Source organism: Paraburkholderia sp. EG287B (genome assembly GCF_040965595.1).
Lineage (GTDB): Bacteria > Pseudomonadota > Gammaproteobacteria > Burkholderiales > Burkholderiaceae > Paraburkholderia.
The window spans coordinates 18,019-30,212 of the sequence record NZ_JBFRCG010000004.1; the positions used below are offsets into that span (position 1 = coordinate 18,019).

Here is a 12,194-nt window from a genome sequence, read left to right on the forward strand (position 1 = left end):
TCAGTCGAGCCAGCCGCGCAGCCGCGCGTGATCGAGAAAGCGATAGACGTCGGGCGCCAGTTCGGAGGTGCTGAAAAGCCGCTCCAGCTCGCCAATGATCTCGTCGAGTTCGTGTGCGCCGTCACAACGCGCGAGTATCTCGCCCGCGCTCGAATTGAGCTGCACCATTCCCTCGGGATAGAGCAGGACGTACGCGTCCTGGGCCGCCTCCCACTGCAGGCGGTACATGCCGCGCAAGCGCGGGCGCAGCGGCACGCCGCTGCCTGCAGCGGGCACTATCGGGTTCATATGGGCCAAGCCTTTTCGACCGCATCGAGGATCGACCAGAGAATATCGAGCTTGAACTGCAGGATCTCCACCGCGCGCTGCTGCTCGGCAGGCGTGCGGAAATGGCTCAGCGTCACTTCGAGCCCGTGTTCGACGTCGCGCTGCGCGAGCGGCACGCGGCTGCGGAAATACTGAAGGCCTTGCGGCTCGATCCACGGGTAATGCGAAGGCCAGCCCGCGAGCCGGTCCAGATGAATCTGCGGCGCGAACATCTCGGTGAGCGACGAACACACGCCCTCCTGCCACGGCGCGCGCCGCGCGAAATTCACGTAAGCATCGACCGCGAAGCGCACGCCGGGCAGCACGAGTCGTTGCGACCACATCGTGTCCCGATCGACGCCGACGGCTTCGCCCAGGCGCACCCAGGCTTCGATGCCGCCTTCGTTCTCGCCTTGCCCATCGTGGTCGGTCAGACGCTGGATCCACCGGCGCCGCGTAGCGCGGTCGGGGCAGTTCGAGAGGATCGCCGCATCCTTGAGCGGAATGTTGATCTGATAGTAAAAGCGGTTCGCGACCCACCCGCGGATCTGCGCGGGCGAGCAACGCCCGCCGTTGAGCATCTGGTTGAACGGATGGTAGATGTGATAGCGCGATTCGAGCGCACGAAGACGCGACTCGAATTCATTCGCAGTCCATGGTATTGCATGCGTGCTTTCAAGCTTGAGAGGGGCGTTCATCGTCATACCTGAAACTGCATGCCGTCGTGGGCCACATCGATGCCGTGTGCACGCAGTTGCGCGTGCTCGACGGAATGCGGGTCGAGAATCGGATTCGTGTTGTTGATATGTGTGAGCACCTTGCGCGTGCCGCGCGGCAATGTGTCGAGCCAGTCGATCATGCCCGGCCGGCCGTCGTCGCCGCGCTGCGCGAGATGCCCCATGTCGGCCGCGTGCTTCGTCGAGAGGCCGAGGTCGATCATTTCGGTGGTGGTCCAGAACGTGCCGTCCACGAGCACGAGGTCGGCTCGGCGCATGGTGGCGAGCACATCGGTGCTCATCTGTGCGAGACCGGGCGCATAGAACGCGCGCGTGCCCGCTTCGACATCCTCGATCAGGAGTGCGATATTGTCTCCCGGCACGGATGCCTCGCGGCGCGGCGAATACGGCGGCGGCTTGCTCTCCACGGGTAGCGCGGTAAAGCGCAGGCCGGCGCAAGCGGCAATCGTGAACGGCTCGCCCGGTGCGATCGTGTGGGCTTCCACGCCGCAGTAATGACCGAGCAGCGGCACGAGCGGCAGCCCGGCCGACAGATCGTCGAGCACCGGCCCGCAGGCATAGAGCGGCAGCGGCGAGGTGTGTTCGCGCAGCATCAGCAGGCCCGTTACATGGTCGATCTGCGCGTCGGTCAGCACGACGGCGGCGAGCGCGCTATCGCGGGTGGCGCGCGCGGGCTGCAGATCGGGATGCGAGCGCAACTGCGCCAGCAGATCCGGCGACGCGTTGACGAGCACCCAGTCCACGCCGTCGCCACTCACCGCAATCGACGACTGCGTGCGCGGCAACACATCGCCGTACGCCTGCCGCGCGCGGCGGCAATTCGCGCAGTTGCAGTTCCATTGCGGCAGGCCGCCGCCCGCACCTGAACCCAGTATCCTGATCTTCATGATCGTTCTCGCTGCATGCCGCCCGCCACGCCTCGCTGGCCGCGCGGACGGCACGCTGCCGTGCGCTCAGCGGTTGGCGATATACATCGTGATTTCGAAGCCGAAACGCAGATCGGTATAAGCGGGGGTGGTCCACTGCATGACATGTCTCCTTGTTTGAGATTGAGGCTGCATACCGCATCGAATGTGCGGCCAGTCTCTTCAAAGCAAGGGGCATGCCGGTGCGAGCCAGCGTTCGCCCGATGCGGCCAGTGCTGCCGGCGTGGAAAAGGGTGTTGCGTTTCGGAACACGGGTGCTACAGGATGCAACACCCGTGGGACAGAGGAAGAGACAGGAAGCGACCTGGCCGCGCGCGAATGGCGCTTCAGGCGTCGCCCGAACCGCGCCCGGAATCGGCAGCCGGCATCTTGCGGTAGATGGTATTGCGCGACACGCCCAACGCCCGCGCTGCAGCCGACACGTTGCCGCCATGGCGCGCGAGCGCGGCCGCAATGGTCGAGGCGGTCACGTCTTCGAGGCGCGCATCCTCCGGCAACAGCGGCTCCGCGTGGGCATGCGCCGGGGGCAATGCCTGGGTCTGGCCGCAGCAGCGCAGGTCGTCGAAGAAGTCGTCGGGCAGGTGCTCGCGGCGGATCTGGCCATCGTCGTCGACCATGGCCGCGGCCGTGCGCAGCAGGTTGCCCAGCTGCCGGAAGTTGCCGGGCCACGCGCAGCGTTCGAACAGCGCCATCACGTCCGGTGCGACGCTGAGCGGCTGCACGTTCGCACGTCCGTGCGATTCGCGGTGCAGGAGCTTCTGGATCACGACCGCGAGATCCGTGCGGTCGCGCAGCGGCGGCAGGCGCACCACGAGGCCGTTGAGCCGGTAGTACAGGTCCTCGCGGAAGCGGTTCTGCGCGATCATCTCGCGCAAGTCGCGGTGCGTCGCGCAGATGATCGCGATATCGACAGGGATGGTCTTCGTCGAGCCGAGCGGATTGACCATGCGTTCCTGCAGCACGCGCAAGAGGCGCACTTGCAGCGGATACGGCATGTCGCCGATCTCGTCGAGAAACAGCGTGCCGCCGTTCGCCTGCAACAGCTTGCCCGCCGCGCCCTTGCGCCGCGCGCCCGTAAAGGCGCCCTCCTCGTAGCCGAACAGTTCCGATTCAATAAGCGTTTCCGGAATCGACGCGCAATTCACCGCCACGAACGGCTGGTCGCGGCGCGGCGAATCGTTATGAATGGCCTGGGCGAGCAGTTCCTTGCCGGTGCCGGTTTCGCCGGTGACGAGAACCGGGATGTCCTTGCCGATCACCTTGCGCACCTTCGCGATCACGAGCGCCACTTGCGGATCGCCCGTGTCGAGGTAGCTCAGGCGCGAGAGGCCCATGGAAGGCGGCTGCGCCGTCGCATAGGCGGCCGGCTGCGCAGCCGCGCCATGCACCACGACGGGCCGGGCGCCTTCGGCCAGCGTCGCACGCCTGAACTGCACGCGCGCGCAAACCACCGCCCCGCTCGCGAGATTGAGCATGAGGTGCGATTCCAGCCCCGCACGCATACTGTCGATCAGTTGCGCGCTGGTGGTCTGGAATAGCGACGAGAGCGTATGGGCGCGCAGCGCGGCGAGCGAGAGGCCGAGTTGAAACTGCGCGCTGCGGTTGGCCGAGAGAAAACGCCCGTCGCACGTGAAGGCGGCGATGCCCTCCATCAGCGTGCCGAGGAATTCCGGGCGGCCATGAAACGAGACCTGCAGCGTCTCCTGAAAAGTCGTCGCAAACAAATGATTCTCAATCATCTGCACGGACATGCGCGCGAGCGCCATGGTGTGCTGGTGATAGCTGCGATGATCGCCCGTCACGTCCAGCACGCCGATCACGTCGCCGTACGGGTCGAAGATCGGCACGCTCGAGCAGGTGAGGAAGCGGTTCGCCGCGAGGTAATGCTGGTCGCCGTGCACGACCATCGCACAGCGCTCGGCGAGCGCAGTGCCGATCGCGTTGGTGCCCTGGCGGTCCTCGGCCCAGTTGGCGCCGGGCCGCAGCGCGACCTTTTCGGCGCGCTGGAGGAAATCGTCGTCGCCGATCGAATGCAGGATCAAGCCTTCGGCATTGGTCAGCACGATCATGCTTTGCGTGTTGACGATCTGCTCGTGCAGCGTCTCCATGACCGGCGTGGCATGCATGCACAGCACGCGGTTCTGCTCGCGCTTGAGTTCGAGACCCGCGCCCGAAAGCACGTCGTAATCCGGTCTCGCGCCCGCGCGCAGACCGAAGGTCTCCGAGCGCTCGTGCGCCTTCTGAATGGCCGGTGCGGGCCAGCCATTGGACACCTGGACCGCTTGACCCGCGGCCATCTGTACGTCGTCGCGCATGCTCTCCTCCACGATTGGCCGGTACCTTGCCGGACACTTCGGTATTTCTCGGTGTCCTCTAATAGCAAGCTCCGGGCCATCCGGCCATCGATTCCAGCCAGCCGGTTTGCGCCGAATGCGCGCGCGACGCGCAACACGCTGTGTAAGCGAACCGTATGCAAGGCAGCGTGCGTCGATCGAAACACGTGCCACGCGATTCGCCAGCCTGTGTATTACCTTAAATGGCCCGCGTGGAGGAATGCGGACTCACCCCGATGCGTACGCTCGGCCCCTGAGTTCAATCCCAGGCGTAATGGAGGCCCACCCAGAAACCGCGCGGCGCGCCTGGTCCGACGAATTGCTCGTTCACCGGATTCGCGCCGTCGAACGTGTGGCCGGGCCCGTTGAAGAAGTTCTGGCCCAGCACGCCGAAGCTCGCATAGCGCCTGTCGAACAGGTTCGTCACGTTCGCGTAGACCTCCAGCCGTTTCGTGACGCGATAGCGCGTGTCGAGATCCACGAGCACATAGCCCGCGATCTTTCCATTGGCATCCTGATTGTTTTCATCGCCTTGCGCATACACGCCGCTGCGCCACGTGATGTTCGTGCCGATCCTCCATTGCGCCGTGGCCGCGTAGTCGAGCCGCAGCTTGACGGCATGCGCCGGAATGCCGGGCACGTGGTCGCCCGGCCGCACCGTGATGACGCCGTTCGCATCCGCTGAGGAATTCGCTGGGCTCTGTTCGGTCCATGTCGAGCGGTAGGTCGCGTCCACATAGCTGTAGTTCAGGCCGACACTAACGGGGCCGAACGCCGTGTGGCCCGCCAGCTCGACACCCTGGCGGCGCGTCTTGCCGACGTTCTGGAAATAGCCCTGCGTGCTGCCCGCCGCGCTCACGAACTCGATGTCGTTGGAGAGCGTGGTGCTGAACGCGGCGGCGCTCCACGTAGTCTGCGCGCCGATGCGACCGCGCGCACCAGCCTCGAAAGTCTTCGAGACCACGGGTTGCAGCGCCGGATCGGCCACGAAGTCGTTCGGCAACGAGCATGGCGCAGCCGGGTCCGCGCACGCAAGCTCGATTGCGGTGGGCGCGCGCATGCCTTCGTTGTAGGTCGCGTAGACGGTAACGGCGGGCAGCGGATTCCAGTTGAGCCCCACGGCCGGATTGAAGCGCGAGAACGTGTGATAGCCGTCGAGCAGCGGCTGCACGCCGCTTTCGTCTGCGATGCGCGCACTCGCCCAGTCGTAGCGGCCCGACAGCGTAAGCGTCCATTGCGGCGTGAGCGCGAGTGTTTCGTTCAGGTAGATGCCATAGTTCGCGTTGCGCGTCTTGGCATCGGTCTGCTGAACGAAATCGCCGATGCCGACTGTCGCGCGATCGGGCGTGAACGTGGCGTCCCGCGAAGACGACACGTAGCGCGAGTTCGCGAAGTCCGCCGCCACGCCCGCAACGAGCTGGCTCGCCATGCCGCCCAGCTTGCCGAGCAGTGTCAACTGCAGGCTCGCGCCAAGGCTGTCCGTCGTGATGATGGAATCGACGTTGCTGCCCTCCAGCGTGTCGACGTTGCCGTCCGCGTCGATCGAGCCGTAGTCCGTGTTGTTGTTACTGCTCACGTTCTCGTTGCGCAGATGGCGATAGTAGGCGTTGCCGCTCAGTTCCACGTTGTCGTTGAAGAAGTGCTCGCCCGAGAGCGTGAGGTAGCCCACGCTGTTGCGGTTCAGGTCCGGAAACGTATAGGCCTGTTTCGGGTTGTCCAGAAACGAGCGCGGAATGGTCTGGCTGCCGTACAGCTGGTTGTCCGCGCCGCCGCCCGAGATCGAGAGCGTGGTGTCGTCGTCGGTATAGCGCAGCTTGCCGAATCTCTGGCGCACGCGGCTCGCGTTGTGGTCGGCCCAGCCGTTGTCGTTCGTGACGTTCGCGTTCGCGTAGTAGTCGACGTGCGGCCCGAGCGTGCCGCCCTGCTCGAACTGCGCGCTCTTGCGCCCCCATGAGCCGCCCGAGAGATCGATGTCGCCGCCGGGGCTCGTGCGCCCGTTCTTCGTGGTGATCGCGATGGCGCCGCCCAGCGTGTTGAGGCCGTAGACAGGATTCGAGCCTGGAATGAGCTGGATCTTGTCGATCGCGCCGGCCGGTATCAGGTCCCAGTTCACCACGTCGCCAAACGGCTCGTTCACGCGCACGCCGTCGACGAACACCGACAATCCCTGAGGCGTGCCGAGCACTGGGGAAGCCGTGAAGCCGCGATAGCTCAGGTTCATCTGAAACGGATTGCCTTGCGCGTCGGTCACGCTCACGCCCGGCAGGTTCGCGGCGAAGAAGTCGGTCAGCGTTTCGCGGTGCTGTGTCGCGAGATCCTGCGCGGTCACGGTCTGCACGTTGGCCGGCACCTTCGCGAGCGGCGTACCGATGCCGAGCAGCGGCGTCGTGCCGACCACCACGACAGCGGGCAGCACGAGCGGGCCCGGCGCTTCGCTCGTCGCGCTGTTATCCGCTGCGCTCTGTGCCTGCGCGATGGCCAGTGTGGATGTACCGACGCACAGCGCGCCGAGGGCGAGGCTCGTGCCGAGCGTCGCATACGCGCGCCTGGCGCCCACCGCCTTCTCTGGAATCAACTTTCGTCTCCATCTGTTTTATCCGCTCGTGCAGCTCGACCCCGTAGCGTCGAGCGCCGACCGGTGCGCACACAACCGTCCGCTCTTTGCCGTGATCTAGCCAGGAACGTGCCAGCGTGCATGGCGACGCCCTTTGCCATGCCGCGCTTGTCATCGGCACGATGCGATACCGCGCAGCACCTTTCTGAGCGACCGGCCCACTGTCACGTTCGCCAACACTCTTCGCCGCGTCCTGTACCGGAATGCAACACATCGGCCACACGCGGGGCACCTCGCCGGGAAGCCGGTCAACCGGCTGCATCGCCCGCCTCGCAACGCTTCGCGGCCAATGGCATACGACTTGCAAGAACGGCAGCGCACCCGGACCGGCCCCCATCCCCGCGCATCCAGCCTGACCGCTTTCCGGGCGTGCATCGACAAATACTCAGGAGACGAAGATGAAGAGACGCTCGGCTGCGGCAAGCCGGCTTGCGACCTGCGCCATGGCCATCGCAGCGGCGATGTCCTTGAACGCGGGCCCAGTGGATGCCGCCTCGGACTATCCGCCCGTGACCTATGACCGCCTGACCCGCGCGCAAAGCGACCCAGGCTGGCTCACGTACTACCGCAGCTACAACGGCCAGTCGCATTCGCCGCTCAAGCAGATCGACGCGTCGAACGTCGGCGAGCTGAAGCAGGCGTGGAGCTACCAGTTCCCCGCCGAACTGAAGCAGGGCTTCGAGGCGACGCCGATCGTCAACGGCAACTACCTCTTCGTCAGCACGCCGAAAGACAACGTCTACGCCTTCGATGCGAAGACCGGCGCGCAGCTCTGGAAATACGAGCCGAAGCTCGGCGCGGAGTCGTTCAAGACCGCGTGCTGCGACGTGGTGAACCGCGGCGTGGCGCTGTACGGCAAGAACGTCTATATCGCCATGCTGAGTGGCGAGATCGCCGCGCTCGACGCAAAGTCCGGCCAGGTGGTCTGGAAGAAGCAGATGTTCGAACCGGGCCTCGGCTATGCGTTCTCGCTCGCGCCGCTTGCGCTCGACGGCTCGATCGTCGTAGGCACCTCGGGCGGCGAGTACGGCATTCGCGGCTACATCGCCGCGCTGAAACCCGACGACGGCGCGATCGTGTGGAAGCGCTACACCATTCCGGGCTCCGGCGAAAAAGGCGCGGAGACCTGGCCCGACGGCATGCAGGCGCACGGCGGCGGCGCCGCGTGGCTCACCGGCACCTACGACGCCGCGAGCCGCACGCTGTACTGGGGCGTTGGCAACCCTGGCCCGTGGCTCGCTGCACTGCGCCCCGGAGACAATCTGTACTCCGACTCACTGCTCGCGCTCGACCCGAAGAACGGCAAGCTCAAATGGCATTACCAGTACACGAGCAACGACACGTGGGACTATGACGGCGTCAACACGCCGATCCTCGCGAACATCCAGTACAAGGGCAAGGATTACGACGCCATCATCCACGCCGACCGCAACGGCTTCTTCCACGCCATCGACCGTCAAACGGGCAAGCTGATCTACGCGGAGCCATTCGTGAAGGCGACCTCGGTCACGGGCTACACGGACGACGGCAAGCCGGTTCAGGACCCGTCGAAATACCCGAAGGCCGGCACGACCATCGACACCTGCCCGAGCTTTCTGGGCGGCAAGAACTGGTGGTCGGTGTCCTACGATCCGGAGCGGCACATCGCCGTGGTGCCCGCACTTCACGCGTGCATGAGCCTCTCGGGCAAGTCGGTGAGCTATATGGAAGGTCTGCCCTATCTCGGCGAAGGCTTCGAAATCAAGCCTGAACCGGGCAGCGAAGGCTATGGCGAACTGCAGGCCATCGACGTGAACACCGGCAAGAAGCTCTGGGGCCATTGGACCAGGATGCCCTGGAACGGCGGCGTGGCGACCACGGCCAGCGGTCTCGCGTTCAGCGGCTCGCTCGACGGCCATCTCTATGCTTTCGACGTCGCCACCGGCAAGGTGCTCTGGGAAAGCCCGCAGCTCGCGAGCGGCATCATCGCGCAGCCTTCCGTGTTCGAAGTCGACGGCAAGGAGTACGTCGCCGTGCTGGCGGGCTACGGCGGCGCGAATCCGATCTGGGGTGGCCCGATGGCCGATGTGGCAAAGGATGTCCCGCGCGGCGGCACGCTCTACGTGTTCGCGCTGGACCGGGGCTGAACCTGGGTTGAACGACGCTCTCGCCTTTCGCCGCACGCATGTGCGTAAGCCACGCGCTTGCGTGCGGCCCCGACTTCACTGGAACACACGATCATGAATATCTGGATCACCTGGCTCGCCGTGGCCGCCGCGCTCGCGGCAGGCGGCGCGCACACCAGCGCCCAGGCGGCGGCGAACGACGTGCGTGTCTGCACGCTGCCGGGCAGCCCGACGGCCGCGCTCGACCAGGCCGTCGCGCGCGCCGTGCTGAAAACCGCCGGCGTGGCCGCAACGTTTGTCACCCACGGCATCGACGACGATGGCGGCGACGACGGCATCTCGGCGCACGAACTCGCCAGCGCGCTGGGCCGCGACTGCGACCTCGTTGCGGGCTTCCCGCGCTCGAGCGTCGCCGACGCATCGGGCTCGCCGATGATTTTCTCGCAAGGCTACCTGCGCTCGGGCTATGTCAGCGTCACGTTGCGCCACCCGCGCGCCGCCGCACCCGCTGCCGACGGCAAGGAAACGGTCGCGGCGACCTGGTCGAGCCCATCTCAGCTCATCGCCGTGCAGCAGAAGAACGCGCGCTTCGACCTGGAGAACACCTCCGAGCTGACCGTCGACGCGGTCGCGAAAGGGCGTGCACAGCGCGCGATCGTCTGGTATCCGGCCGTCGTGGCTTACCAGCGCGCGCATCCGCAACATCAATTCGCGGTCGCGGTGACGGTCTCGCCGTATGCCGACTGGCATCTCGTGTTCGCATCGGGCGCCGGCATGCGTGCGCTGCAAACGCGCATCGACGACGCCCTTGCCCGCATGAACGACGACGGCCGTCTCGCCGCACTCACGCGCGGCTGGACGCTGCCGGAAAGCGCCGCGAGCGAGGCGCGCTCGAATGCGCCCTCGCTCGAAGGCACGAAGGCCTCGTATCGGCGCAGCGCCATGCACGGCCCAGGCGCCTTCATCAAGGTCGCCGCAACGACTGGCGGCAACGCACCCGCATTCGACCACGAGCAGGTCGAGCACGGCCAGCATCTTTATTCGGAATCCTGTGCGAAATGCCATGGTGCGCAACTCGAAGGCATCACCGCGCCGGCGCTGAGCGGCCCGGCCTTCGCCCCGGCCGCGAATTCGCATCTGACCATCGGCGGCATCTATCAATACATGTCGACCAACATGCCGGCCGACCGCCCGGGCAAGATGAGCGATCAAGAATACGCCGATCTGATGGCCTTCCTGCTCTACACGAACGGCTATGACACGGGCAACGCAAAGCTCACTGCCGAGGCCGCGCAATCTTCGACCACGCCGCTCAACGCCGGACCGCGCCACTAACCCAACCCAGGAAACCCGCATGATCTCCCGCAATCGCAGAACCTTCATCCTTCATACCGCCGGTCTTTGCGCCGCGCTCGCCACGGCCGGGCGCGCGCTCGCCGGCCCCGCCCTCGTCGACGAGAACGACACGACCGCGAAGTCGCTGGGCTATCGCGCCAAAGCCAGCAGCGTCGACGCAGGCAAGTTTCCGAAGTACGCGGCGGGTCAGCGCTGCGCGAGTTGCCGCTTCTATGCTGGCGCGGCCACCGACGCTTCAGGCGCGTGCCCGATGTTCCCCGGCAAGGCGGTGACCGCCGATGGCTGGTGCAACGTCTACGCCCAGCGGACCTGAACACTCGCCACCACGTGCGATCACAGCGCCATGCCGCCGTCGATGGTGAGGCTCGACCCCGTCATATAGCCGGACTCCTTGCGCGCGAGCCACGCAACGAGCCCGGCAATCTCGTCCGGGTCCGCCGCGCGCTTGAGTGGAATGAGCGGCTTGATCGCGTCGATGTGTTCGGCGGTCATGTCGGTGACCGTCGGCCCCGGCTGGATATTGTTCACCGTGATGCCACGGCTCGCGAGATCCACGGCCGCCCCCTTCACCATGACGGCGACGGCGGCCTTCGTCATCGAGTACACGCTCGAACCCGGATGGCCGCTGCGCACCGCTGTGTTGCTGCCGATCGTGATGATGCGGCCACCCTCGGCCATGTGCGTGGCAGCAGCCTGAATGGCGAGAAACACGCCGCGCACGTTGATGCTGAGCATGCGATCAAGATCTTCGACGCACACGGTCGCAATGTCGCCGAGCATGAGAATGCCCGCGTTGACCACGGCGATGTTCAGTGTTCCGAATCGTTCCACGGTCTGCGCGACGGCACCCCGGATGGCGGCCGGATCGGCGCTATCGGCGTGAATGGCCAGACCCGCGCGGCCTGCGGCTTCGATAGCGGCAACGGTTTCGGCCGCGCGCTGTGGCGCTGAAACATAGGTCAGCGCGACATCGGCGCCTTCTTGCGCCAGGCGTCTGGCCGCCGCCGCGCCAATGCCCCGCGAACCGCCGAATACGAGCGCTGTTTTTCCCTCGAGTGCCAAGGTCGTCTCCATTTTCCTCTCCTTTTTTGACAGTTCAGTCCATAACACAGCAAAAGTAAACCGCGCAAAGACGGCTTGCGCGGTTCGACGGTTGTCGGTTCAGCTCAGATCAGCGCGCCCTGAAGCGGTCGATGGCGAAGCGCGCCAGCGCGCGCAGGCTCTTCGCGTCGCTGCCGCCGCGCGCCGCGAGCTGGATGCCCTGCATGGTCATCAGCACAAAGGCCGCGGCCTGGCGCGCGTCGAGGCTCGTGTCGATTTCGCCGGCCGCCTGGCCTTCGCGAATACGCTCCATGAGACGCTTCGAAAGACGCGGCGCGACCTTGTTGCGCAGTGCCACGAGTTCCGGGTCGGCGGCGCCGAATTCACTCATGGCCACGACGCCCATGCAGCCTAACGCGCGCTCGTCCTCGTCGTCGGCGACGAGGCCCAGCAAGAGCGCCTCGATGCCGCCCAGCGGCGACGCATTGCCATTCAGGCGGGCGATATGCCCTGTCGTGCTTTCGCCTTGATAGCGCTCCAGCGCTTCGAGGTAAAGCTTGCGCTTGTCGCCGAACGCGTTATAGAGGCTCTGCCGCCCGATATTCATCGCGGCGAGCAAGTCCTCGGTGGACGTCGAGGCATAGCCTTTCGCCCAGAACACGCGCAGCGCGCGCCCCAGTGCCTCGTCCCGATCGAATTCTCTAGGTCTGACCATGACGCGAGAATAAAGTTTGTGGACTGGTCTGTCAATAACCCGGTGCGATCCATGCAATACG

At 65.7% G+C, this 12,194-nt stretch carries 11 protein-coding genes; 3 read left to right on the forward strand and 8 right to left on the reverse strand.

The window, feature by feature from the left end; translation table 11 throughout:
* From pqqD to AB4Y40_RS07600, 6 genes are all read right to left on the reverse strand, one after another.
* On the reverse strand, nt 1-288 hold the full coding sequence (gene pqqD / locus AB4Y40_RS07575; RefSeq protein WP_368687140.1) for a pyrroloquinoline quinone biosynthesis peptide chaperone PqqD: 288 nt from the start codon (nt 286-288) through the stop codon (nt 1-3).
* Nucleotides 285-1,004 carry a pyrroloquinoline-quinone synthase PqqC gene (pqqC, locus tag AB4Y40_RS07580; RefSeq protein WP_368687141.1) on the reverse strand — a complete coding sequence of 240 codons (720 nt, stop codon included), beginning with the start codon at nt 1,002-1,004 and terminating at the stop codon, nt 285-287. Before pqqC ends, pqqD begins: the two co-directional genes overlap by 4 nt.
* A gap of 2 nt (nt 1,005-1,006) precedes the next feature.
* Nucleotides 1,007-1,930: a pyrroloquinoline quinone biosynthesis protein PqqB gene (pqqB, locus tag AB4Y40_RS07585; protein WP_368687142.1), complete on the reverse strand. Its 924-nt coding sequence runs from the start codon at nt 1,928-1,930 to the stop codon at nt 1,007-1,009.
* Between the two features lie 66 nt (nt 1,931-1,996).
* The gene (pqqA, locus tag AB4Y40_RS07590) at nt 1,997-2,071 is read right to left on the reverse strand and encodes a pyrroloquinoline quinone precursor peptide PqqA (RefSeq protein WP_006410019.1); all 75 of its coding nucleotides are present in this window, start codon (nt 2,069-2,071) and stop codon (nt 1,997-1,999) included.
* A 224-nt stretch (nt 2,072-2,295) separates the two neighbouring features.
* Nucleotides 2,296-4,284 (reverse strand): sigma-54-dependent Fis family transcriptional regulator, encoded by a 1,989-nt coding sequence (locus AB4Y40_RS07595; protein WP_368687143.1) that lies wholly within the window; start codon nt 4,282-4,284, stop codon nt 2,296-2,298.
* A 277-nt stretch (nt 4,285-4,561) separates the two neighbouring features.
* Nucleotides 4,562-6,877: a TonB-dependent receptor gene (locus AB4Y40_RS07600; RefSeq protein WP_368687144.1), complete on the reverse strand. Its 2,316-nt coding sequence runs from the start codon at nt 6,875-6,877 to the stop codon at nt 4,562-4,564.
* Nucleotides 6,878-7,314: 437 nt separating this feature from the next.
* Between AB4Y40_RS07600 and AB4Y40_RS07605 the strand changes: the two genes are divergently transcribed.
* The 3 genes from AB4Y40_RS07605 to AB4Y40_RS07615 all read left to right on the forward strand — a co-directional run bounded on the left by AB4Y40_RS07605 (nt 7,315) and on the right by AB4Y40_RS07615 (nt 10,690).
* Nucleotides 7,315-9,042 (forward strand): methanol/ethanol family PQQ-dependent dehydrogenase, encoded by a 1,728-nt coding sequence (locus AB4Y40_RS07605; protein WP_368687145.1) that lies wholly within the window; start codon nt 7,315-7,317, stop codon nt 9,040-9,042.
* A 93-nt stretch (nt 9,043-9,135) separates the two neighbouring features.
* Nucleotides 9,136-10,356: a c-type cytochrome gene (locus AB4Y40_RS07610; protein WP_368687146.1), complete on the forward strand. Its 1,221-nt coding sequence runs from the start codon at nt 9,136-9,138 to the stop codon at nt 10,354-10,356.
* Nucleotides 10,357-10,375: 19 nt separating this feature from the next.
* Nucleotides 10,376-10,690 carry a high-potential iron-sulfur protein gene (locus AB4Y40_RS07615; protein WP_368687147.1) on the forward strand — a complete coding sequence of 105 codons (315 nt, stop codon included), beginning with the start codon at nt 10,376-10,378 and terminating at the stop codon, nt 10,688-10,690.
* A 20-nt stretch (nt 10,691-10,710) separates the two neighbouring features.
* On the opposite strand, the gene AB4Y40_RS07620 is transcribed toward AB4Y40_RS07615, so the two are convergent.
* Nucleotides 10,711-11,451: an SDR family NAD(P)-dependent oxidoreductase gene (locus AB4Y40_RS07620; RefSeq protein WP_368687148.1), complete on the reverse strand. Its 741-nt coding sequence runs from the start codon at nt 11,449-11,451 to the stop codon at nt 10,711-10,713.
* A gap of 97 nt (nt 11,452-11,548) precedes the next feature.
* Nucleotides 11,549-12,133, reverse strand: a complete 585-nt coding sequence (locus AB4Y40_RS07625) for a TetR/AcrR family transcriptional regulator (protein ID WP_368687149.1) — start codon at nt 12,131-12,133, stop codon at nt 11,549-11,551.
* Nucleotides 12,134-12,194: the final 61 nt, after the last annotated feature.

Coding starts and splice junctions, on each gene's coding strand:
- pqqD (WP_368687140.1), bottom strand. CDS start 288: ATGAACCCGATAGTGCCCGCTGCAGGCAGCGGCGTGCCGCTGCGCCCG.
- pqqC (WP_368687141.1), bottom strand. CDS start 1,004: ATGAACGCCCCTCTCAAGCTTGAAAGCACGCATGCAATACCATGGACT.
- pqqB (WP_368687142.1), bottom strand. CDS start 1,930: ATGAAGATCAGGATACTGGGTTCAGGTGCGGGCGGCGGCCTGCCGCAA.
- AB4Y40_RS07595 (WP_368687143.1), bottom strand. CDS start 4,284: ATGCGCGACGACGTACAGATGGCCGCGGGTCAAGCGGTCCAGGTGTCC.
- AB4Y40_RS07605 (WP_368687145.1), top strand. CDS start 7,315: ATGAAGAGACGCTCGGCTGCGGCAAGCCGGCTTGCGACCTGCGCCATG.
- AB4Y40_RS07610 (WP_368687146.1), top strand. CDS start 9,136: ATGAATATCTGGATCACCTGGCTCGCCGTGGCCGCCGCGCTCGCGGCA.
- AB4Y40_RS07615 (WP_368687147.1), top strand. CDS start 10,376: ATGATCTCCCGCAATCGCAGAACCTTCATCCTTCATACCGCCGGTCTT.
- AB4Y40_RS07620 (WP_368687148.1), bottom strand. CDS start 11,451: ATGGAGACGACCTTGGCACTCGAGGGAAAAACAGCGCTCGTATTCGGC.
- AB4Y40_RS07625 (WP_368687149.1), bottom strand. CDS start 12,133: ATGGTCAGACCTAGAGAATTCGATCGGGACGAGGCACTGGGGCGCGCG.